17 protein-coding genes and 1 tRNA gene are annotated in these 22,299 nt (G+C 67.1%); 8 read left to right on the top strand and 10 right to left on the bottom strand.

The window, feature by feature from the left end:
- Nucleotides 1-250 precede the first annotated feature (250 nt).
- A tRNA-Tyr gene (locus F4X41_09835) sits at nt 251-335 on the bottom strand.
- A gap of 78 nt (nt 336-413) precedes the next feature.
- Here F4X41_09835 and F4X41_09830 point away from each other — a divergent pair.
- From F4X41_09830 to dxs, 3 genes are all read left to right on the top strand, one after another.
- Complete coding sequence (locus F4X41_09830; protein ID MYB17308.1) at nt 414-1,118, top strand: hypothetical protein; 705 nt, start codon at nt 414-416, stop codon at nt 1,116-1,118.
- A gap of 347 nt (nt 1,119-1,465) precedes the next feature.
- A complete protein-coding gene (gene ispH, locus F4X41_09825) occupies nt 1,466-2,368 on the top strand; it encodes a 4-hydroxy-3-methylbut-2-enyl diphosphate reductase (GenBank protein ID MYB17307.1) in 903 nt (300 codons plus the stop codon).
- 49 nt (nt 2,369-2,417) lie between these two features.
- Complete coding sequence (gene dxs / locus F4X41_09820) at nt 2,418-4,289, top strand: 1-deoxy-D-xylulose-5-phosphate synthase (protein ID MYB17306.1); 1,872 nt, start codon at nt 2,418-2,420, stop codon at nt 4,287-4,289.
- Nucleotides 4,290-4,417: 128 nt separating this feature from the next.
- Here the strand turns inward: dxs and F4X41_09815 are convergent, their stop codons facing one another.
- Together F4X41_09815 and uvrA are read right to left on the bottom strand one after the other, a co-directional pair.
- Nucleotides 4,418-5,176, bottom strand: a complete 759-nt coding sequence (locus F4X41_09815; protein MYB17305.1) for a triose-phosphate isomerase — start codon at nt 5,174-5,176, stop codon at nt 4,418-4,420.
- A 32-nt stretch (nt 5,177-5,208) separates the two neighbouring features.
- Complete coding sequence (uvrA, locus tag F4X41_09810) at nt 5,209-11,004, bottom strand: excinuclease ABC subunit UvrA (GenBank protein ID MYB17304.1); 5,796 nt, start codon at nt 11,002-11,004, stop codon at nt 5,209-5,211.
- Nucleotides 11,005-11,853: 849 nt separating this feature from the next.
- On the opposite strand from uvrA, the gene F4X41_09805 reads away from it, so the two are divergent.
- Nucleotides 11,854-12,135, top strand: coding sequence for a MoaD/ThiS family protein (locus tag F4X41_09805; protein MYB17303.1), 282 nt, complete (start codon nt 11,854-11,856; stop codon nt 12,133-12,135).
- Here the strand turns inward: F4X41_09805 and ftsY are convergent.
- From ftsY to F4X41_09780, 5 genes are all read right to left on the bottom strand, one after another.
- Nucleotides 12,132-13,052 carry a signal recognition particle-docking protein FtsY gene (ftsY, locus tag F4X41_09800; GenBank protein MYB17302.1) on the bottom strand — a complete coding sequence of 307 codons (921 nt, stop codon included), beginning with the start codon at nt 13,050-13,052 and terminating at the stop codon, nt 12,132-12,134. The genes F4X41_09805 and ftsY overlap by 4 nt on opposite strands.
- Nucleotides 13,045-14,082, bottom strand: coding sequence for a hypothetical protein (locus F4X41_09795; GenBank protein ID MYB17301.1), 1,038 nt, complete (start codon nt 14,080-14,082; stop codon nt 13,045-13,047). Before F4X41_09795 ends, ftsY begins: the two co-directional genes overlap by 8 nt.
- A 29-nt stretch (nt 14,083-14,111) precedes the next feature.
- On the bottom strand, nt 14,112-14,330 hold the full coding sequence (locus F4X41_09790; protein MYB17300.1) for a hypothetical protein: 219 nt from the start codon (nt 14,328-14,330) through the stop codon (nt 14,112-14,114).
- 120 nt (nt 14,331-14,450) lie between these two features.
- Nucleotides 14,451-15,770, bottom strand: coding sequence for a (Fe-S)-binding protein (locus F4X41_09785; GenBank protein MYB17299.1), 1,320 nt, complete (start codon nt 15,768-15,770; stop codon nt 14,451-14,453).
- Nucleotides 15,771-15,782: 12 nt separating this feature from the next.
- Nucleotides 15,783-17,075: an FAD-binding oxidoreductase gene (locus F4X41_09780; GenBank protein ID MYB17298.1), complete on the bottom strand. Its 1,293-nt coding sequence runs from the start codon at nt 17,073-17,075 to the stop codon at nt 15,783-15,785.
- 533 nt (nt 17,076-17,608) lie between these two features.
- Between F4X41_09780 and F4X41_09775 the strand changes: the two genes are divergently transcribed.
- The 4 genes from F4X41_09775 (at nt 17,609) to F4X41_09760 (ending at nt 20,518) form a co-directional block, all read left to right on the top strand.
- Nucleotides 17,609-17,845 carry a hypothetical protein gene (locus tag F4X41_09775; GenBank protein MYB17297.1) on the top strand — a complete coding sequence of 79 codons (237 nt, stop codon included), beginning with the start codon at nt 17,609-17,611 and terminating at the stop codon, nt 17,843-17,845.
- Entirely contained in the window at nt 17,839-18,183 is a 345-nt protein-coding gene (locus tag F4X41_09770) for a type II toxin-antitoxin system PemK/MazF family toxin (GenBank protein ID MYB17296.1), read from the top strand. The genes F4X41_09775 and F4X41_09770 overlap by 7 nt, the downstream gene beginning before the upstream one ends.
- A 140-nt stretch (nt 18,184-18,323) precedes the next feature.
- Nucleotides 18,324-19,028, top strand: coding sequence for a hypothetical protein (locus F4X41_09765; GenBank protein ID MYB17295.1), 705 nt, complete (start codon nt 18,324-18,326; stop codon nt 19,026-19,028).
- Complete coding sequence (locus F4X41_09760) at nt 19,028-20,518, top strand: FAD-binding protein (GenBank protein MYB17294.1); 1,491 nt, start codon at nt 19,028-19,030, stop codon at nt 20,516-20,518. Before F4X41_09765 ends, F4X41_09760 begins: the two co-directional genes overlap by 1 nt.
- On the opposite strand, the gene F4X41_09755 is transcribed toward F4X41_09760, so the two are convergent.
- Nucleotides 20,467-21,099, bottom strand: coding sequence for a nucleotidyltransferase family protein (locus F4X41_09755; GenBank protein ID MYB17293.1), 633 nt, complete (start codon nt 21,097-21,099; stop codon nt 20,467-20,469). The genes F4X41_09760 and F4X41_09755 overlap by 52 nt on opposite strands.
- Nucleotides 21,071-22,132 (bottom strand): Gfo/Idh/MocA family oxidoreductase, encoded by a 1,062-nt coding sequence (locus F4X41_09750; GenBank protein MYB17292.1) that lies wholly within the window; start codon nt 22,130-22,132, stop codon nt 21,071-21,073. Before F4X41_09750 ends, F4X41_09755 begins: the two co-directional genes overlap by 29 nt.
- Between the last annotated feature and the right edge of the window lie 167 nt (nt 22,133-22,299).

Here is a 22,299-nt window from a genome sequence, read left to right as displayed (position 1 = left end):
CCCGTAATTTGGGCCGGCGGCCGGCGGATCGGGAACGAAGGTCCGAATCAAGCCGAACGGAAACCCGGCCGGTTGCGATCACCGGCTTTGACCAGGAATCGCGGGCGCCGGTCCGACCGGGCAGGGAGCGTAGCATCGATTGTGCACGGCAATGGCAGCGGACCCGGAGCGGCTGGGTCGGTCGGCAATTGGCTGAACTGGCGCCGAATCGACCTTCGGCGCGGCGGTTCGGATGCCGCGTGATTCTGGGTGGGCCGGGCAGGATTCGAACCTGCGTAGCCATCTAAGGCGCCAGATTTACAGTCTGGTGGTATTAGCCGCTCACCCACCGACCCGGAGGGTGCCGTAGACAACGGCAGGGGAGTCTAGCAGTTAGAGAAAAGAAAAAACCGGCCGGTTAGGCCCGATTCGCGGTGACCGAAATTTCCGAATGGGGATCCGAATTGTTGGCGGGCCTGCACTGGGGCCCAGCCGTCCTGGCGGTTGCCGCGGCCCTGCTTTGGACCCGCATATTTAGACCGCCCCGCCTGGACAAGTGGGGGTTCTGGCTCGCGATCGGCGCGGGCGTGGTGGTCGCCTGGCTGTATTCGGTCTGGATAGAACCCAACGTGGCCGACGCGGTGACCGACCTTCTGATCGGCCTGGGACTGGGGTCGGATTTGGATCCGCACCCGCAGCGCCTGATCGCGATCCTGATCGGACAGGTCCTGGCGCTCGCCGCGCTCGCGACCGTCTACATCCTGGGCCAGGTCCGCACCCAGCCGGCGCCTACCCTGGCCGCCGGCCAGGGCCTGGGGATCGGCATCGGCGCCTACGTTTTGCAGCTCCGGCTGCCGGACGCGTTCGCCGAGGGCCTGGGCGGCGACCTGCTTTTGCCGGCCCTGGCCGGGGCGTTGCTGGTCGGCCTGCACATCGGCGCCGGGATGCTGCTTTCGCTGGCCCGCCTGAGCGGGTCATATGTCTACCGTGGCCTGCAGGCCGGCGTATTCCTGTTTCTTGCCCAGTTTCTGGCGGATGAATTCGATCCGGCCTGGGAAGTCGGGGGTTTGACGGTACTGACGCTCGTGATCCTGTTGATGGCTTCCGGCTCCAGCCCGCGCGAAAGGGCCCGATGGTAGCCGGCAGCATGTGGGCCGGCTACCCGGGAACGGCTCGCGCCGGATTCGTTCAAGGGAGAGCGTGATCGTGGGTAGCCGGCCGTAAGGCAGGCCTCCCCTGGGTTTCCAATTGCCGGGTAGGATGATCACTCCCAGGTGCCAGTTCACCGAGTTGAGCCGGTTGATGCTGTCGGCCGCTGCGTCCGGTTGCCGAACCGGGCTCGGACAACCGTCTGGCGAGCTAACGCGATGCCGATCGGCCGGCGGCGGCAACGCCAGCATCGCGGGTGGAGAATGTATAAAGCGCGAGTCGTTTAGATTCGTTGTTTGAGGGGCGCCGTGTGCGACCCTAGCGAGGGCGGGAGAAGGTGAAAGTACTTCTGAGTGTCCCGAGGGGTTTCTGTGCCGGGGTGGTTCGAGCCATCGAGATTGTGGAACTGGCGCTCCGCAAGTACCCTCACCCCGTTTATGTAAAACACCAGATCGTGCACAACCCGTTCGTGGTCCGGTCGCTAGAGGACAAAGGCGCCCGCACTGTCGAATGCGTCGCGGAAATACCCGAGGGTGCCACGGTCGTTTTCTCCGCCCACGGTTCGCCGCCGGAAGACTACCTGGAAGCCGAAAAGCGGGGCCTGAAAGTAATTGACGCCACCTGCCCGCTGGTCACCAAGGTGCACAACGAGGCCAAGCGGTTCGCCAAGAACGGCCGCAATCTCGTCCTGATTGGCCACCGCGGCCACCAGGAGGTCAAGGGCACGATGGGTCAGGCCGAAATGCATCTGGTTGACGACCGCGAAGAAGACAACATGCCCGGCTGGGGGCGGGACGAGCCGGTGGCGGTGATTACCCAGACGACCCTCTCGGTGAGTGATACCCAACAAGCGGTGTCCAAGATCCAGGAATCCTTCGCCGATGTCGTGGTCCGCAACGACCTCTGTTATGCCACCACCAACCGCCAATTCGCAGTCAGCGAACTGGCCAAGCAAGTGGACATGGTTCTGGTAGTCGGCGCCCACAACAGTTCGAATTGCAACCGGCTTCGTGAAGTGGCCGAAGCCCACGGCGTTCCAGCCCATCTGATCAACGGACCCGAGGAGCTGGACCCCGAGTGGATTGAAGGTGTTGAGAGCGTGGGAATTACATCGGGCGCCTCGACCCCGGAAGAGCTGATCCTCAACGTCATAAGCGCGCTGGCGCCGGAAGAGGTCACCTCGCTCGACGGAGTCGAGGAGGACGTCAACTTCCTGCTTCCGCACGAGCTCCGGACTTGATCGCAATGTTTCTTCGGATTCCGAAGATTCCAGTGAAGGGACAGGACCGATAGACCGTCAATATCTGGACCGGATCGAGGAGCCCGGCGACCTCAAGCGCCTGAGCCAGGAAGAAATGGTTCAGGTCGCCCAGGAGGTCCGGGACACCATCATCTCGGTCATTACCGAGCGCGGCGGACACCTGGCTTCCAACCTGGGGGTGGTCGAGCTGACGCTGGCGCTGCACCGCGTATTCGACAGCCCGACCGACCGGCTGGTCTGGGACACAACCAACCAGATGTACGCCCACAAGCTGGTGACGGGCAGGCGCGACGAATTCCAGGACATCCGGTTGGAGGGTGGCCTTTCGGGATTCGGCGAACCGCGCGAGAGTCCGCACGACACCATGGCCGCCGGGCATGCCGGGACCGGACTTTCGATCGCTCTCGGCATCGCCGAGGGAGCCGCCAACCGAAACGAGCATTCCTGGACGATTGCCGTGGTCGGCGACGGCGCGATGACCTCGGGATCGAGCTTCGAAGCGCTGAACAACATCGTGCACCTGAACCCCGAACGGTTCATCGTCATTCTCAACGACAACGGAATGTCGATCTCCGAGAACATCGGGTTCCTGACAAACTGGCGCAAGCGCCTGATCACTCACCCCGAATACCAGGGGATCCTGGACCGGATGAAGGCCATTTCCAGGCGAGTTCCAACCGGCGACCTGATCTACAGCCTGGTGAAGCGGTTCAACACCGCCCTGGCCGGATTCATAGTCCCGACGATGTTCTGGACGGAGATGGGCTTCGAGTACCTAGGCCCGATCGACGGGCACGATTTCGGCCAGCTTGAACAAACCCTGCGTCAGGCCAGGGTCCCGGACCGACCGGTCATCGTCCACGTAGTGACTCACAAGGGCCACGGCTACGAACCCGCCGAGGACGACCCGGTAAGGTTTCACCAGCCCAGCTCGCCGCTGGACGGCGGATCAGGCGCGCCGACCTATTCGGCGGTGTTCGCCGAAACTATTACCCGCATCATGCGCGAAGACACGTCGGTGGCGGCGATTAGCGCGGCCATGCTCGAGGGCACCGGGCTGGTCGGTGTCCGGCGGGAATTCCCCGACCGGGTCTTCGACGTCGGGATTGCCGAACAGCACGCGGTCAGCATGGCGGCGGGGATGGCCTCGGCCGGGATCGTGCCGTTCGTATCGATTTACTCGACCTTCCTGCAGCGCTCGTTCGACCAGATAGTCCACGACGTCTGCCTGCAGAACCTGCCGGTGACCCTGATTGCGGACCGGGCCGGAATCGTTGGCGAAGACGGCAAGACCCACCACGGCGCGTTCGACATCTCGTACATTCGCTGTCTACCCAACATCGTCCTGGCCGCGCCCAAGGACGAGAACGAGTTACAGCACCTGGTTTACACGGCCTACAAGCACGCCGGTCCGTTCGCCATTCGGATCGCCCGGGGCGAGGCGGTTGGGGTGCCGATGGACGCGGATCCGAAAGAGCTACCGATAGGCAAGGGAGAGCTCATCAGGGAAGGGCGCGACGTCGTGATCTTCGGCCTGGGCAAATCGCTCTCGGCCGCCAGCGAGGCCGCCGAAATTCTCCACGAGCGGGGAATCTCGTGCGGGGTTGCGAATCCGATCTTCGTTAAGCCGCTCGACCTTGATTTGATCCTCGACGCGGCGCGCGCGACCGGGCGGATCGTCACCGTGGAGGAGAACGTGCTCGCCGGCGGTTTCGGTTCGGCGGTCGTGGAGGCCCTGGCTGAGGCGGGTCTTAGCGCAACGCTCGTCCACCGCATCGGCATGCCCGACTCGTTCATCGAGCATGGGGCGGCGGCCGACCAGCGGCGCCGGCTGCAGGTCGATGCCGAAGGCATCGCCGACCAGGTGTCCGGCGCACTGTTTCCCGAGCTGGTCCACTGATCGAAACCGGAAGCGCGGCTACCCGAACGTCAAGTTGCCGGTCGGCGAGATCTTGCGGCCGGTTTAGCTGACCAGGGACCCTGGCCGCAGTAGATTCCGCATCCCGGCCGTTTGGCCCGCCGAGGGAGTCAAGCCGCCGCGGATATCGCGATCAGCCGATTGAAACTCTCCGCTTCCAGCGAAGCGCCGCCGACCAGCGCTCCGTCAACATCCGGTTCGGCGGCGATTTCCGCCCAGTTGCCGGGATTGACGCTGCCTCCGTAAAGAATCCGTAGAACGTCGGCCGCGTCCCCGTAGCGGTCGCGGAGCCAATCCCGAACCGCGCGGCACGCGTCGCCGGCCTGCCGCGGGGTGGCATTGCGCCCGGTCCCGATCGCCCAGACCGGCTCGTAGGCGATCGTGACTCTCGAGACCTGTTCCCCGCCGACCGATTCGAGGCCGGCCGCCAGCTGGGCGGAAACCACCTCCAGGGTCGCGCCCGATTCCCGCTCGTCAAGGATCTCGCCCACGCAGAGCACGACCTCCAGGTCCGACTCGAGCGCGGTCGCTACCTTGCTCCCGATCAGGGTCGACGATTCGCCGTAGAGATGGCGCCGCTCGGAATGGCCGAGCAGGACCAGGGGACAAACTTCGGCGAGCATGGCGCACGAGACTTCGCCGGTGAACGCTCCGCTCTGGCGTTCGTGGGCGTTCTGGGCGCCGACCTGGAGCCTCCTGCCCGCAGCCGAGACTGCGGCGGACAACGAGACGAAGGGGACGAACAGGGCCACGTCGACCCCCTTATGTGAGCTCGCTGCCGCACCGATCTCGTCAGCCAGCCGGGCGGCCGCGGCCGGACCGTGGTGCATCTTCCAGTTGCCGGCCATGAGAGGGGTGCGGTTTGACATTGTTCGGGGTCGGGAGCGGTCTTGTGAGGAAACTAGCTTGCTTGCGGCGCGGTCGCCGGCGCCGAACGGTGGCGGTCCCGAACCTGCTGGATAAATTTTGCCAACCAGGCCCCGGTGTGCGACCCGGTGCTGCCGGCCACCGCGAGCGGCGGACCCTCGGCGACCAGGTCGCCGCCGCCGGCCCCGCCTTCGGGCCCCAGGTCGATCACCCAGTCGGCGCGCGCGATCACTGACAGGTCGTGCTCGATCGCCACGACCGTGTTGCCGTCCGCCACCAGCCGGTCGATGACCGTGAGGAGTTCGCGGACGTCGGCCGGATGCAGGCCCACCGTTGGTTCATCGAATATGTAGATCGTCCGACCGGTGGCGGGCCGGGCCAGTTCGGCCGCCAGCTTGACGCGCTGGGCTTCCCCGCCGGAGAGGGTGCGGGCCGACTGACCCAGGCGGACGTAGGAGAGACCCACGTCGGCCAGCGCGTCGAGCGGACGCTTGGCGCCGGGAACGTTGGCGAAGTGGGCGCGCGCTTCCTCCACGGTCATGGCCAGGACGTCGGCGATCGACGCGCCGCGGTAAAGCACCCGCAGCGTCTGCTGGTTGAACCGCCGCCCGGCGCAGACCTCGCATTCCATCTCCACGTCGGCCAGGAACTGCATCTCGACCCGCACCTGGCCCTCGCCGCGGCAAGCCGGACAGCGCCCGGCGCCCTCGTTGAACGAGAAGCGGCGCGCCGCGAACCCCAGCGCGCGCGACTCGGGGAGGCGCGCGAAAAGCTGCCGGATCGCGTCGAACGCGCCCACGTAGGTGGCCGGCGTGGAGCGGGCGCTGCGGCCGATCGGGCTCTGGTCGACAACGATCGCCTTGTCGAATTGCTCGACTCCCTCGATCCCGGTGTGGGCCCCGGGCAGTGCGTTCGCCCGGTGCAATCGGCTGCGCAGCGCGCGGGCCAGGATGCCGTTGACCAGCGAGCTCTTGCCGGACCCCGAGACCCCGGTGACCGCGCCGAAGCAGCCGACCGGGAACTCCACATCCAGATCGCGCAGGTTGTTGTGCGCCGCGCCCAGCACGCGCAGCTGCCCGCGCGCGGGGCGCGGCAGCATCCGCACCTTGGTCGGACCGAGCAGGCCGGCGAGGGCGTTCCCGGTCGCCGTGCCGGCGTCGATGACGTCGGTGGGCAAGCCGCTGGCGACCACCTCGCCGCCGTGTTCGCCGGCTCCGGGCCCGATGTCGATCACGTGGTCGGCGGCGCGGATCGTCTGCTCGTCGTGCTCGATCACTATCACCGTGTTGCCGATGTCGCGCAGGCGATAGAGCGACCGCAGCAGACGCTCGATATCGCGCGCGTGCAGCCCGATCGTCGGTTCATCCAGCACATAGATGGCCCCTACCAGGCGCGTCCCGATCTGCGTGGCCAGCCGGATCCGTTGCGCCTCCCCGCCGGAGAGGGTGGCGGTGCGCCGGTCGAGGGCCAGGTAGCCGAGCCCGACTTCGAGCAGGAAGGAGAGCCGGTTGGCGATCTCGCGCAAAGCCGGGGCGGCGATTTCACGTTCGTTGGGACTGAGCCCGAAGGAGTCCGGGTCGGCGCTGACGGCCGCGAAGTGTTCGGTGGCGTCGGCGATGTCCAGGCGCAGTATCTGCGGCAGGGTCAGCCCGGCGAACCGCACCGCCGCCAGGGCCGGCTGCAGGCGGTCGCCGCCGCAGCGGTTGCATTCCCGGGTCCGCATGAAGCGCTCCAGCTTGCGCTGTCGGTCCGGATTCTGCGAGCGTTCGTGCCAGCGCGCGAATAGCGGAATGAATCCCTCCCATTTGCGCTTTGAGACCGACTCGCTTGCACCGGTCTCGTTGCTGGATACCCAGCGGCTCTCGATCAACTCCTCGCCGGCGCCGTAGAGCAGCAGCCGGCGGTGCTCTTCGGTCAGATCGCGCCAGGGGCGGTAGAGATCGATTCCAAAGTGCGTGGCAAGGGCCTTGGCCCAGCGCCCCCACCAGTGCTCCATGGGATCCGATTCGATCAGGGCCACCGCCCCGCCGGCGTAGGAAAGTTTCGGGTCCGGCACCGCCAGGTCGGGGTCGATCTGCAGCAACGTGCCGAGCCCGTCGCAGGCCGGGCAGGCGCCCAGGTAGGAGTTGAACGAGAAGTGGCGCGGGGTCAGGTCGGCGCCCACTCCAGCCCCGCACTGCGGGCAGATGGCCGAGGTTGTGTAGGCCCGGTCGGCGGTCTTCCCGTCGGGGGTGGCCAGCTGGGCTGCGAGCCGGCCGGCGCCGCGCGCCAGGGTCAGCTCCACCGAGTCGCCGAGCCGGTCGCGGCGGTCGGGGCGCACCACCAGCCTGTCGATTACCACTTCGAGGCGGGCGTCCTCCGCGGACGCCAACTCATCCGGGAGCGCGGCCAGATCAATCAGTTCGCCGTTCAGCCGCGCCCGCACGAATCCCTCCCGCAGCAACCCGCGCAGCTGCTCGCGCAGGTCCTGCCCCGGATCCGGCTCGACGGGCGCGGCCAGCACCAGCCGGGTCCCGGCCGGAGACCGGGCCAGATCGTCGGCCACCTGGGTTGACGTCATTCCCGAAATGTCGCCGTGGCCGTTGGGGCAGAACGGGCGTCCGGCGCGGGCGTAGAGCACCCGCAGGTAGTCGTAAATCTCGGTCGAAGTCGCTACCAGCGAACGCGGCGTGCGCGAGGCGTTTTCCTGCGAGATCGCGATCGCCGGCGCCAGGCCGCTTATCGATTCAACCTGGGCGTCGTCGGGCCTTCCCAGGAATTGGCGCGCGTAGGCCGACAGGCATTCGACGAAACGGCGCTGACCCTCGGCGAACACGGTGTCCATCGCCAGCGTGGACTTGCCCGATCCGGAAACACCGGTGATCACGGTCAGCCGGTCCTTGGGGATGTCCACGTCGATCGAGCGCAGGTTGTGCTTGCGGGCGCCGGCGATCGAGAGCATGCGCTCCGGGCCGCGGCGCGGGCGCCGGCGCCGGCGCCCGTCGGGCCGGTCGCGGTCCGCGCCCAGGATCCCGGCCAGCAGTTTGCCGGTGTGCGATTTGGCTTTGGCCGCGCAATCCTCGGGGCTGCCGGCGAACATCAGTCGGCCGCCGCCGGCCCCGCCCTCGGGGCCCAGGTCGATCACCCAGTCGGCGCACTTGATCACGTCCGGGTTGTGCTCGACCACCAGTACGGTGTTGCCGCTGTCGACCAGCCGGTCCAGGACCGCCAGCAAGTTCCGCACGTCGGCGAAGTGCAGGCCGGTGGTGGGCTCGTCCAGGATGTAGAACGTGCGCCCGGTGGCCGGCCGGGCCAATTCGCTGGAGAGCTTGATGCGCTGGGCCTCGCCGCCGGAAAGCGTGGTGGCCGGCTGTCCCAGTTGCAAGTAGCCGAGGCCGACGTCCACCAGCGTCTGCAGGATTCGCGCCACCGCCGGGAGGTTGGTAAAGAACTCCAGGGCGTCGTCGATCCGCATCGCCAGGACATCGGCGATGCTCTGACCCTTGTAGCGGACCTTCAGCGTCTCGCGGTTGAAGCGCCGTCCTTCGCAGACCTCGCAGACGACCTCGACGTCGCCCATGAACTGCATCTCGACCTGGCGGGAGCCGCGCCCCTTGCAGGCCTCGCAGCGCCCGCCGCTGACGTTGAAGGAAAAGCGGCCCGGCGCGAATCCGCGCGCGCGCGCCTCGGGGAGCTGCGAGAAAAGGCGCCGGATGTGGGTGAAGACCCCGGTATAGGTCGCCGGGTTGGACCGCGGGTTGCGGCCGATCGGACCCTGGTCGATCTCGATGACCTTGTCGATCGCCTCCACGCCCTCCAGGCCGCGGTGCGGACCGGGGGCGGCAAGTGCGCCGTGCAGCTGCTGCGCCAGCGCCCGCCGCAGCACGTCGTCGACCAGCGAGGACTTGCCCGATCCCGAGACCCCGGTGACCGCAATCAGGGTGGCCAGCGGGAATTCCACGTCCAATTCGCGCAGATTGTTGGCCGCCGCGCCCAGTACCCGCAGGCTCGTTCCGCTGCCGGCGCGGCGGCGCCGGGGAGTGGGGATCTGTTCGTCGCCGCGCAGGAATGCCCCGGTCAGCGAACCGGGTTCGGAAAGTACGGCGGCCGGCGGGCCGCTGGCCACGATCTGCCCGCCGTCGTCGCCGGCCCCGGGCCCGAAATCAACAACGTGGTCGGCGGCGCGTATGGTCGCTTCGTCGTGCTCGACAACCACGACCGTGTTGCCCCGCTCGCGCAGTGCGCCCAAGGTCTGCAGCAGTCCGAGGTTGTCCTTCTGGTGCAGGCCGATCGAGGGCTCGTCGAGAACGTAGAGCACACCCTCCAGGCGCGAACCGATCTGGGCCGCCAGGCGAATGCGCTGAGCCTCGCCGCCGGACAGCGACGGGGCGCGACGGTCGAGATTCAGGTACCCGAGGCCGACCTTGACCAGAAACTCCAGCCGGGTACCGATCTCGCGCATGATCGGCGCGGCGATCTGGTTCTGGCGGGGATCGAACGCCAGCCCGCTCAATTGCTCTCTGGCCTCGGCTACCGTCAGGGCCAGGGTCTGGGCGATATTTCGCCCGCCCAGCCGCACCGCCAGCGCCTCGGGCCGCAGGCGCGCCCCGGCGCAGGCGCGGCAGGTCTGGTCACTCATGTAGGGAAGCGCCCAACTGGCGATGTCGTTGCCGCGCCGACAACGGTTGCGCAGGATCGGCAGGATCCCCCGCCAGGTCCGTTCGCGGACCGCCACCCGCCGCCAGCGTCCGTCGCTGGTGGCGCGGTTGATGCGCTCGGTGTACTTGCGCCTGCCAGCGCCGCTCAGGATAAGGTCGCGGACCTGTTGCGACAACTGGTTCCAGGGGGTGTCGACCGAGAAGCCGAACGCCTCGCCCAGCGATTCCCAGCCCAGCATGTCCATGCGCAGGTACAGCGTCCAGCCGCTGCGGTTGGTCAGCGCCAGCGCGCCGTCGGCGATGGAACGCTCGGGATGGGCGATCAGCTTCTGGGGGTCAAAATCGAACGTGGTTCCCAGTCCGTGGCAGGCCGGGCAGGAACCGCGCCGGCTGTTGAACGAAAACAACGCCGGTTCCGGCGGCTCGACCCCGGCGCCACAACTCGGACAGCCGTGGCCGGAACTGTACATCGCCTGCTCGTCCCCCCAGTCGACCAACAGCAGGCCGTCGGCGAGCTCGAGCGCGGTCTCGACCGCCCCGGTGATGCGGTCCAGGCCGACGGTCCCGATCGTGATCCGGTCCACGATCACGTCAATGTCGTGCCAGTGGGTGCGCGAGAGGTGCGGGGTCGGATCAAGGCGCATCGTCTCGCCATCGATCCGGGCCCGGACGAAGCCGCGGGCGCGCAATCGCTCCATCAGTTCGCGGTGCTCGCCGCGCCGGTGCCGGACTACCGGCGCCAGCAGCAGCGCCCGGGTCTTGTCCGGCAGGTCGGCCACCCGCTCGGCGATTTGCTGGGCACCAAGGGCCTCGATCTCCGATCCGCAGGCGTGGCAGTAGAGCTCGCCGACCCGGGCGTAGAGGAGCCGCAGGAAATCGGAAATCTCGGTGATGGTCCCGACGGTCGAGCGGGGGTTGCGGCCGGCGCTCTTCTGATCGATCGCCGCCGCCGGGGCCAGCCCTTCGATGTGCTCGACTTGCGGTCGCTCCAGCTGGCCCAGAAACTGGCGCGCATAGCTGGACAGGGACTCGACGTAGCGGCGTTGACCTTCCTTGAATATCGTGTCGAATGCCAGCGACGACTTGCCCGACCCGCTGACCCCGGTGAATACGGTCAGCGACTCGTGCGGTACGTCCAGGTCCACCGCTTTGAGGTTGTGCTCACTCGCGCCGCGAACCGAAATGGATTGAATTGGCAGGCCGCAGAACTCCTGGCCAGCGGCGCCTTTGCAAGCGCCGCCAATCTACGCAAATTGGGGGTAACTTGCCGCAAAAACACGGCTCTAATTATCCGATTTGCGTAGCGCGCAAGACAGATTGGGCCGGGTGGACGGCTGCCCGGATCTGATTGCGCCGCGACGTCCGCGGCCACGCGGCCGGCATCATTCGGGGGCATAAATTCCGCGCCCGCCGCGCTTGGACTGCGGCCCGTGGTTCAGACGGTGCCGGTTTTGATTCGATCCATCAACGCTAGGGAAGACGCATCCGCCGGGTCGGGATCAGGGACGCGGCAAAAAGCTGGTCGGCGCTCGGCGCGGACACGGTTCGGTTGCGGAGCGGTCGGGGCCAGCGGTAATGCAAGCCTGCCGCGGGCACAAAGTCCGGAATTCGCAATGGAGGGTTCAGATGTTTCGGGCCGGCCGGGCCATCAAACGGACTGGGCCTGAATCGCGTCCGCGATTCAGGGATGCCGGTACAACCCGCTCCTAGGGCGCATCGGGTTTAGTCGTTCCGGTCAGGTAGGAGGTCGCGTCTGGCGATTGCCGCAGCGCTCGCAGGACCAGTACTGTTCCTTCTTAAATCCCATCATGGTCTTGCGTTCCCGCAGCATGATGTTGGTCCGCTGGTGGCACGACGTGCACTCGGCCACCACTTCATCGCCGACGCGGTGTGTTGAATCTGCCATTTTCAGCTCCCCCCTCCCATCGAAAGCCGCGCCTTCTTAGACTTTCAATATAAATTCCGCACCGGCCGCGCGACGCGCATTTAAGCATCGCGGCGGCCGCAGGCGACTCCAGAAGACCAGGAGCGGTGGCCGGAATATGACAGTCAGCGTCCGAATCCCGCGCGTCCTGCGCGGCCACACCGACGGGCAGGCGATCGTGCAACTGCAGGCGGCCAACATGGCCGAACTGCTCGATTCGCTCTACCGCGACTTTCCCAGCCTGCGCGAGTCGCTCGGCGGCGGCTCCGAAGACGTCCTCAAGTTCACCAACTTCTTCATCAACGACACCGAAGTCGTCGAACGAGGCGGAATGGCGGCCGAGCTGTCCGACGGCGACACGGTCACGATCCTGCCCTCGATGGCGGGCGGCTACCGCTAGTTTTCGGCGCCCGGTCCGCGCCCCAGAATCGCATCCACGAATACACCCGGGTCGAAACCGGCCAGGTCGCCGATCCCCTCCCCGGTGCCCACGAACTTGACCGGAATCCCCAGCTCTTCCACCACCGACAGCGCGATGCCGCCCTTGGCGGTCCCGTCCAGCTTCGAGATCACGACCCCGTCCAGGCCGACTCCTTCGGCGAACTTGCGCGACTGCGAGAGCCCGTTCAATCCGCTCATGCCGTCCAGCACCAGCAGCGTTTGGTGCGGGGCGCCGGCGATCCGGCGGGCGAGCACGCGGGCGACCTTCTCCAGTTCGCGCATCAGGTTCGAATCGGTCTGCAACCGACCGGCGGTGTCGACGATCAGGTAATCGGCGCCGGATGCCTGCGCGGCGTCGGCCGCGTCGTAGGCAACCGATCCCGGGTCGGCGCCGGGCGCCTGGGCGATGACCCGCAGGCCGAGCACCCTGCCCCAGTGCTGGAGCTGCGCGATCGCGCCGGCCCGGAACGTGTCGCCCGCCGCCAGCACGACCGCGTGACCCTCCTGCTTGAGCCGCGCCGCCAGCTTGGCGATGGTGGTGGTCTTGCCCGACCCGTTCACCCCGACGATCAGGATCACCGCCGGTTTTCCGGGCGCGGGCAGGGAGACATCCGGTTCGCCCAAACGATCCAGCAGGCGACGGCGCGCGATTTCGACCAGCTCCGCATCAGATCCGGCGCCGGAGCCGCGCAGCTCCTCGACCAACTCGGCCGCGAACGTCGGGCCCACGTCGGCGGCGATCAACAGGTCTTCGAGCTCCTCCCAGTCGTCCTCGGATAGGCTGCCGCGGCCGAAAACGCCGGCAAGCTGGCTGGCCAGTCCGGAGCGAAGCTTGGCAACCCCGGCGAGCAGACGCGGGCGGTCGCCCTCAGCCATCGTCTTCGACCGGCTCCAGGCCCTCGGGTTCGGGCCCGAAGAGGCCGATTTCAGCGGCCGAGATGTACTCGCCGTGACCGTGATTGGAAAGGACTCTCAGGACGTACCAGCGGGTTTCGGGGCGCTCCGGGTCCACTTCCACGAATTGGGGATTGGATCCGACGGTTCTGGGCGATTCGAACGCACCCAGCAGCTCCAGGCTGCCGGAGTTGAGCCGCGGATCGACCGGCGCGCCGTAAACCTCGAATTCGGCGATGAAGGAGGCGGGTTCCTCCAGTTCGTGGTTCCAGATGACCACTTTTTCAAGCGGGAACGGTTCCTCGCTCCAGAAGACGAGATCGAGCGGGAACTGTGCCGGGCCGGACTGCCAGCCCGGGAGGTTCGGTTCCAGCAGGCCGTCCACCAGGCGCGCCGAGGTGTGCCGGTCCGACAGCGGCACTACGACCATGGTTCCGGAGCGGAACTTGTGATCGCCGCCGACCCCGTTTAGGGCGGCGACGTCACGCGGGTCCACCCGCAGTTGGTCGGCCAACCCGATCACGGTCTTGTCGCCGTCCAGCAGGAGACGCCGGGTGGCCCCGGCCGGGGCCCAGGCTCCACCGCCGTTTATGGCTTCGACCAGCGAAATCCCCTGCCCGTCCAGGGAGAAGTCCTGGGTGAAGCCGACCCGCGCCCGGCGGATGGTCTCGTAAGGGAGCGGAGTCGAGGCGAGGTTTATAAATACCACCGTGCCGCCGCCGATGATCAGCGCCAGAAACAGCAGCAGCGCCCCGAGGACTGCCGCCCGCGGCGAACGCAGCCAGGCGAAGAAGTTTGCCCTGGTCCAGCGCTGCGCTTCGGCCAGTTCGGCCGCCAGCTCGATTTCGGTGCTGCATTTGGGGCAGACGCGGACGTCTTCGACTACCTCGAGCGCCTCGGCGGAGAAGTATGAGCGGCAGCGACCGCAGGGGTCGGTGGCGAGTTTGGTCGGGAAATACGGGCAGCGCCGGGTGGGTGGCGCGCCACCGGTTCTGCGGCGCTCTTCAGGCAAATGAAGCCCTCGCGCTCAGCGCACCGCCGCTAGCGCCGGGCCGAATGACGGAGGTCGACGACCGGTTCGTTCATGTAGACCTCGCCGTTGCGGATCTTGAGATTGAACTTGCAGGTTGGATTAGTGCAAACCCACGCCTTGTAGTGGACCGATGCCCCGTGTCCGCCGAAGTCCGATAGAGGCACCAGGACCCCCTCGCCGCAGGCGATGCAATCGGGGAACTGCGATTCAGAATAGGCTTCGTCCACGATTAATCCTTTGAGCGTCGACAACCGCCCTGCACTGTCCGATTCACCGCACACACCAACACCCATCCTCGAAACGGAAGTGCGATGCCGCAGGGCGCTCTGATTTTAGTGGCGCATCGCCTATTGGGGCTCCCGGGCGCTGGCGTAGGACTCGGCCAGAAGTTCGGCCAAATGCTGGACCCGCATCGCGTTCCCGCGCAGATCCAGACCCTGGGCCAGGTGCATCTGGCAGCCCGGGTTGGTGGTGACCAGCCGGTCGGCGGCCGTGGATTCGATCGTGTCCAGCTTCTCGGAACGCACCTGCTCGGAAACGTCCGGGTTCAGCAGGCTGTAGATTCCGGCATTGCCACAGCACAGGAACGAGCGATCGGGCTCGATCAATTCCAGTCCCGGCACCCGGGAAAGCAGCGAGCGCGGCTGTTCGGTGATCTTCTGGGCATGGCGGAGGTGGCAGGCATCCTGGTAGCAGACCCGCGCGTTGATCGGCCCCAGTTCGCCTTCGAGCCCGATGTGGTCCAGCCATTCGGATAGATCGTAGGTCTTGGCCCGGACCCGGGCGGCGGCCGCGGACAGCCGGGGGTCGTCCTCGAGCATTTCCTGCCACTCCTTGGCCGAGGAGCCGCAGCCGGCCGAATTGATCACGACCGCGTCCAGGTCGTCGCGGTCAAAAGCGCGCACGTTGCGGCGCGCCATGGCGCGCGCAGTCGCCCGGTCGCCGTTGTGCCAGCTGAGACCGCCGCAGCAACCCTGCTGCCGCGGCAACACGGCCTCGCAGCCGTTCTCGGCTAGGACCTCCAGCGTGGCCCGGTTCACGTCGCCGAACGCGACCTGCATGATGCACCCGGTCAGGACTCCCACGCGGTAGCGTCGGCGGCCGCGCGGTGGGAACACCTGCAGGTCGGCCTGACCGCAGAACTCGGCCGACATCCGCGGGGCGCCGCGCGCCGCCCGGGCAAGCCCCGCCGGCAGGATCCGCATCCGCTGCAGGGGGCCGACCAGGCGGTCCAGACCCAGCTGCTGGGAGATCCGCAGGCCGCGCGCTATCAACCGCAGCAGCCAGATGCGGGAAAGAATGAGACGCATCAGGCGGTTGGCGGTCTGCAGCCCGGGCGGCAGATTTCCGGCCAGGGTCGCCTGGGCACGGGCGGCTTCAATGATCTGCCCGTATTCCACCCCGGACGGGCATGCGGATTCGCAGCCCCGGCAGTCCAGACACAGGAATATGTGCTCGCTGAACGAGGGTTCCGCCAGGTCCAGCCGGCCCTCGTGCACCGCCCGCACCAACTCAATGCGGCCGCGCGGCGAGTCGGTCTCCACCCGCAGGGCCCGGTAGGTCGGACATTCGGGCAGGCACATCCCGCAGTGGATGCAGGTGGAGATCAAACCCGGGTCGGGAGCGTCGGTGGCGGAGAAGGTCGAGCTCTGCTGCCAGATGGACATGGTGGGGCTGCCTCAGATTCCGCCCAAGTATCGGCCGGGCGAGATGACCGCGCGCGGATCAAGCGCGGTTTTCAGGCGCTCCATCGCCGCCTGCGCGACCGGATCGGCGGGGCCCCAGGGGTCGAGCTGCCCGGCCAGCTGGTCCGGCAGGTGTTCGAATACGCAGGCGCCGCGGCCGGCGGTGCATTGCTGTCTGAGCCATCCGAGCTCGCCGGCCAGCGCCCGCGGGCCGGTGGACCCGGCAAGGGCCACGTGGAACCAGCCGTGTTCGGTCCGGCCCCAACCCGAAAATTCGATTCCGGCCTCCCGCCAGCGCGCCAACCCTGCCTGCAAAAGCTCGACGCGATTGCGGGCCGGGAGGGCGATGGCGGCAACCGCGAAACCGGTTGCCTGACACTCCGGCTGCAGGGCGGCGGCGTTATTCCAGAATGCGGCCGAGTCCGCGCCGGCCAGGACCTGGGGATCCGGCGCACCGGCCCCGCTCAGCAGCGCGACCGCATCGGATTGTCCACGCGCGTTGGCGCTGGCCCGACCGCCGAACCGCAGCGCCAGCAGGAATTGCCCCTGACCGGCATTGCCCAGATGGGCCGCGGCACGGCCCAGGAAAAGGTCGGCGGCCAGCGGCCAGAACGGCGCTACCGCGAGCCGTTCAAGCAGGGGCAGCGGATTCGTTCCGGTTCCCAGCACGGTCAGTTCCGCCTCGGGCTGCGGCCAGACTTTCAGGTTCACGTCGGTGATCAGGCCGAGCGTTCCGTAGGCGCCGGTATGCAGCCGGGTCAGGTCGTAACCGGACACGTTCTTGACCACCTGCCCGCCGGCCCAGGTCAGGGTGCCGTCGGGATTGGCGACCCGCAGTCCAAGCAACTGGTCGCGCAAAGCCCCGTAGCGGCGTCGCAGGGGACCCTCGGCGCCGCTAGCCACCAGCCCGCCGAGGGTGGCAACGTCCCCCCAGGGCGGGTCGACGGCCAGGAACTGGCCCGCCGCGGCCAGTTCGGCCTGCAACCTTGCCAGCGGCACCCCGGTCTGGGTCGAGACTGTCAGGTCCGCCGGCTGGTGGTCGCTGACTTGATCCAGGGCGGCGGTCGACAGCAGAACGTTGGCCTTCCGGGGAAGACGCCCGCGGGCCAGTTTGCTGCCCGCCCCGACCGGGATGGCGGCAGCCTCGCTCTCGGCGCAGACCCGCAACGCCGCGGCTGCCAATTCCGGGGTTGGCGGCGACGCCTGCAGCAAGCCCGGGGCCGCCAGCATGGCGGCCAGTTTCGGATCCGCCGGACCGATCGCTGCTGACCCCAAAAGCTCTTCCAACTGTCGGCGGAGGCGCTCTTCGGTGATCGGAATCCCCTTTTTCGATCAAGCAACAAGGGCGCGGTCGGGCCTTGTGCGCCGCTTCAAATATTGCCCTATTGCGATAGCGGCCGGCCCAGGCCGGACGCTATCCGGAAGTCGGGATCCCAAGGCCCGCCAGGCGAACATCACATGGCGCCCTCGTAACTTCCAAGAGCGTTCACGCCCGACGGGCACCGATCTTCGCTCGGAAGTGACCATCGAGGATTCGCCGCAGTCTGCGGGGCGGTATCGGAGCCGACGCCTCGCACCCCCGCCTGCGGAGTCCATTGACATCGGTGAGCTGTCAGCCAACGACGCGAACGCCGGGCAAGGACTCGATTGACGCGCAAGAGCACCGACCCGCTCCGTCGGAATGTTCAGATACCGCGCCGGATCGAGATTCGTCTCGTTTCCGAACGCTTGCGAACACGGGCCCAGCGGCGCAAATTCCCTGTCACCCGCGGCGATTCGGATTGCGGCATTACCTGAATCATACCAAGTTATGATCAGGTATGAAAACTGCGATTTCAATTCCCGATGAGATTTTCCAGGCTGCCGACAAGCTGGCCAATGACCTCGGAACCACCCGAAGCGGCCTGTACGCACAAGCGGTAGCCGAATACGTCGCCAAGCACCAGCAGGCGGATTTGACTGCCCAACTGAACAAGGTCTATGCGAAGGTACCGAGCAAGCTGCCCGCCGACATTCGGCACTCCCAGACCCGCATCCTGGCGTCTTCGGATTGGTAGTCGAACGCGGCGAGATCTGGTGGGCTGACCTTGGCGATCCGGTCGGAGCGCAACCCGGTTTCCGCCGACCCGTTGTCATAGTCCAGGCGGACGGATTCAACCGCAGCCGCATAGAGACGACGATCGCGTTGAGCGTCACGTCGAACCTCCAATTGGTCGACGCACCCGGCAATGTCCTGTTGCCATCCGCCGTCACCGGTTTGCCGAAAGACTCGGTGGCCAACGTATCGCAGATCATGACGCTTGATCTTGAGCAATTGGTGGGGCCGGCCGGGCGGGTGGGCGGATCCGAATTGACCCGAATCTCGCGCGGGCTGCGGCTGGTGCTTGGCATCTGAACCGAGAGCGCGGCTGAGCTCTATACCGCAAGCCGGGCGGTTCGGAAGCCGAGATATACGCCGGCACACATCAAACCTGACTTGGCCTGCGACGCCCAGGCGATGGAACATCGCAAATCTTGAAATAATCTTGCGATGACTTGACCGCTGCGACCGGTCCCAATATCGACCGGCAAAGGATCAAAATTGGCAATGATGCGCAGCCAGAACCCGTGATCCTGGACCTGTTTCCGCTCAATACGGTCTTGCTACCGGGATGCCAGTTGCCGCTGCATATCTTCGAACCGCGCTATATGCAGATGACTCAGGACTGCCTCGAGCGTCGGCGCTGCTTCGGCATCGTCCTGATCACCAAGGGTTCGGAAGTGGCCGATCACGAGGCCGAATTCTGCGACGTGGGCACCAGCTGCGAAATCGTGGACTGCAAGGACAACTCCAACCAAACCCGCGAAATCCGGGTCGTCGGCCGACAGCGATTCAAGGTACTGGAAGTCCTCGAAACCGCTCCGCTGGTGAAAGCCGAGGTCGAGTTGATGCCCTGGGGCAAGGCCTCGCCCAGCGGGATGGCCGACGCCGAACGCCTGCGGGCCGGGTTCGCGCGCTACTGGAAGCTTGTTCTGCGGCTCAAGTCCTTCTACCGGAGCGCGCCGCCGCTCGGCCGGGACCCGCTCCAGGTCGCCTTGACCGTCGCCGCCAACCTGCAGGTTCCGGCGACCCAGCGGCAGCACCTCCTGAACGCGCCCGGGATCGACGACCTCCTCGAAGCCTGCCTGGAGCTGCTGGGCAACTGCACGCGCGAATTGCAAAATCAGCTAAGCAACCGCCGGGAGCAGCACTTCAACTGATGGCGCTGGCAGAAAAGATCACCGACCGGACCTACGACGTGGCCGCTTTGGCCGCCGAGCTGCGGCAGGCGCTGGGTCCGCGAAACGTGCTGGACAAACCGCACCAGACGATGCTCTACGAGAGCGACGGCTCGACCGACCGCCATCCCTGCGACATCGTCGCCACCCCGGAAAGCACCGAGCAGGTCGCCGAACTGGTGCGGATCTGCCGCCGCCACCACGTGCCGATCGTGGCCCGCGGGGCCGGAACGTCGCTCTCCGGGACCGCGGTTCCGGCCGAGGCCGGGGTGGTGGTTTCAACCGCCCGCATGGACAAGATCCTGAGCGTCGACCCGCTGTCGCGGACGGCCGTGGTCCAACCCGGCGTGGTCCAACTGGACATCTCGCACGCCGCAGCCGAGTTCGGGCTCTACTACGCCCCCGACCCTTCCTCGCAGAAATCGTGCACCATCGGCGGCAACGTCGGCACCAACGCCGGCGGGGCCCACACGCTCGCCTACGGAGTCACGTCCAACCACGTGCTGGCCCTGGAGTGGGTCGACGCCGACGGGGCGGTGGCGACCATGCACGCCAGCCGCGAGGGGCCCGGTTACGACCTGACCGGGCTGTTGATCGGTTCCGAGGGGACCCTGGCATTCGTGACCGAGATCACCGTCGGGTTGCTGCGCCTGCCCGAATCGACCCGCACCCTGCTGGCGAGTTTCGAGACGGTCACCGCCGCCTGCCACGTCGTGTCCGAGATCATCGGCGCCGGGATAATCCCGGCCGCCTGCGAGCTTATGGACCAGCCCTGCGCGCAAGCGGTCGCCGGCTGGGTGCCGTCGGCCGGGATACCGCAGAACGCGGGGGCGGTGATGGTCGTCGAGGTGGAGGGCATCGACGCCGGGCTGGACGAGGACGCGGCCGCCATCGAGCAGATCTGCCGGGCCAGCGAAGGCCTGATCGAAATACGGCGCGCCGCCGACGAAGCCGAACGCGAGGACCTCTGGAAGGCCCGCAAGGGGGCGTTCGGGGCGATCGGGGTCCTGGCCCCGGACTTTTACGTCCAGGACGGGGTGGTGCCGCGAACCCGGCTCCCCGAAGTACTGGAAGAGGTCGCCGCCATCGGCGAACGCTACGGTCTGCGGATCATGAACGTTTTCCACGCCGGCGACGGCAATATCCATCCAACCGTCCTCTTCGACCGCGCCGGCGACCCGGATTCGCTGGAGCGCGTCAAGGCCGCCGGAGCCGACATCCTGCAGGTGTGCATGGAGGTCGGCGGAACCCTGACCGGCGAGCACGGCCTCGGCATGGAGAAGAACATGCTTCTGGGCGAGCTGCTGGACCCGCCGTCGCTGGAGGCGATGGTCAAGGTGCGTGACGCGTTCGCTCCGCACCGCCTGCTCAACCCTTCCAAGCTCCTGCCGCTGCCGCTGTCCCGCTCGGACCTGGCCGACTACCGGCGTCCGAACCGGGCCGCCCGGGCCGCCTCGTACTCCTCCGGGTAGTTAAAGTGCGGCGGCGCCCAGGCCGGGTCCGCCGCGACCGCCAGCAGGCGATCGGAGTTGGCCGAAACCACCGCCCGCAATCCCAGCGACTGCTCGTCTACCGCGGCGAGTTCGGGGTAAAGCTCGGACCGGAACAGGACCGGGTGGATCCGGCGACCCGCCACCTCGGGGCAGACGACGAGCGCTTCAGGGCTCGCGCGGGCCGCGCCCAGCAGTAGCGCGACCAGCTCGCGGCGAAGCGGTTGGTCGACGTTGCAGAGGATCGCCGGGTCCGATCCCGCGGCGGCCAGGGCCGCCGCGCGCACCGAGGTCGAGCGCCCCGACCGGTGATCGGGGTTGTAGAGTGCGGCCACGCCGGGCAATCCCTCAAGCGCGGCTCCCACCGCAGCGTGCTCGGCGCCGGTGACGACCAGAACCTTCTCGCACCCGCCGGAAATAAGGGACCTGGCCTGCCAGACGACCAGCGGCACCCCGCCCCAATCGAGCAGCGCCTTGGCCTGCCCCATCCGCCGGCCCGATCCGGCGGCCAGGACGACTCCCAGGGCCACCGGTTCAGGGACCGATTCGGGCCAGTCCGCCACTTTCGGTCGATTCGTAGATCGCGTCGATGACCTGGGTCACGGCTCGGGCCTGCTGCGGCTCGACCAGCACCGGCCGGTCGTTCTCGACCGCGTCGACGAACCGGTCGATCGCCGCGCGGTGCTGCGCCTTGTAATCGAGCTCCTCGAACGGACCCGGCTCGATGTCGTAGAGAGCGTCGCCGTCGTCCCCGAAGAGTTTGAGCGGAAAGACCTGGGCGCCACCCCGATCGCCGGCGATGGTCAGCTGCTGCTGGGCGCGGGCCTGGAAGTTCGCCGCCCAGGAGCATTCGAAGTTCACGATCGCGCCGTTGTCGAATTTGACGCAGGCGAACGCCGAGTCGTCGACGTCGAATTCGGCATGGTTGTGCGGACCGAAGGAATTCCAGATGTCGTCACGGCGGCCCAGGTAGTCGAACGTGGATCCGAACGCGGCCACCGGCTTCGGCGAACCCATCAACCACATGGTCAGGTCCAGAATGTGCACTCCGACGTCGATCAGCGCCCCGCCGCCGTTGTGAGCGCGGCTGTGGAACATCCCCCAGGAAGGGATTCCCCGGCGGCGCAAGTACTGGGCGCGGGCAAAGTAGATCCGTCCCAACTCGCCCTGCTCGATCTTGGACTTGAGCAGCCTGGCCTGCGGGGTCTGCCGGGTCTGGAACTGCACCGAGAGTTTTTTGCCGGCGCTTTCGGCGGCGGCGATCATTTCGCCCGCCTCGGCGCTGTTCATCGCCATCGGTTTCTCGCATAGGACGTGCTTGCCCGCGCCGAGCGCGTCCACCGCGCAGTCCCGGTGCGCAAACGGCGGAACGCACACCGAAACCAGGTCGATTTCGGGCAGTTCCAGCAGCTGGCGGTAGTCGGCGAACGCCCTCGGCACCGAGAATTCGGCCGCCACCTCGCGGGCCCGTTCCTCGACTACGTCGGCGACCGCGCGCACTTCAACCCGATCGGCAATGGCCTGGTAGCCGGGGATGTGGCACATCGTTGCGATGCTGCCCACTCCGATGATGCCGACACCTAATTTCTCAGCCACGAAGCTATCCTGACCTGCTTGGTTTGGAGCGGTCTTTGGGTAAACCGACCGGGCGGTTGCCGGTCCTGCCGATTGGGCCGGTGCGGGCCCTGGCGGCCGGGTCCGCCAAACTTAATCTTGAGCATAGTCGCAGCACCGCCAGGGTTCTGCAATCCGGGAGCGGAACC

This window comes from Chloroflexota bacterium (genome assembly GCA_009840625.1).
GTDB lineage: Bacteria > Chloroflexota > UBA11872 > UBA11872 > VXNJ01 > VXNJ01.
This window is presented reverse-complemented; position numbering and strand designations above follow the sequence as displayed.

What these genes read in the sequence shown, in the direction of transcription:
- F4X41_09785 (MYB17299.1), bottom strand. Translation starts at nt 15,770, where the DNA reads ATGTCCATCTGGCAGCAGAGCTCGACCTTCTCCGCCACCGACGCTCCC.
- ftsY (MYB17302.1), bottom strand. Translation starts at nt 13,052, where the DNA reads ATGGCTGAGGGCGACCGCCCGCGTCTGCTCGCCGGGGTTGCCAAGCTT.
- F4X41_09805 (MYB17303.1), top strand. Translation starts at nt 11,854, where the DNA reads ATGACAGTCAGCGTCCGAATCCCGCGCGTCCTGCGCGGCCACACCGAC.
- F4X41_09775 (MYB17297.1), top strand. Translation starts at nt 17,609, where the DNA reads ATGAAAACTGCGATTTCAATTCCCGATGAGATTTTCCAGGCTGCCGAC.
- F4X41_09815 (MYB17305.1), bottom strand. Translation starts at nt 5,176, where the DNA reads ATGTCAAACCGCACCCCTCTCATGGCCGGCAACTGGAAGATGCACCAC.
- F4X41_09760 (MYB17294.1), top strand. Translation starts at nt 19,028, where the DNA reads ATGGCGCTGGCAGAAAAGATCACCGACCGGACCTACGACGTGGCCGCT.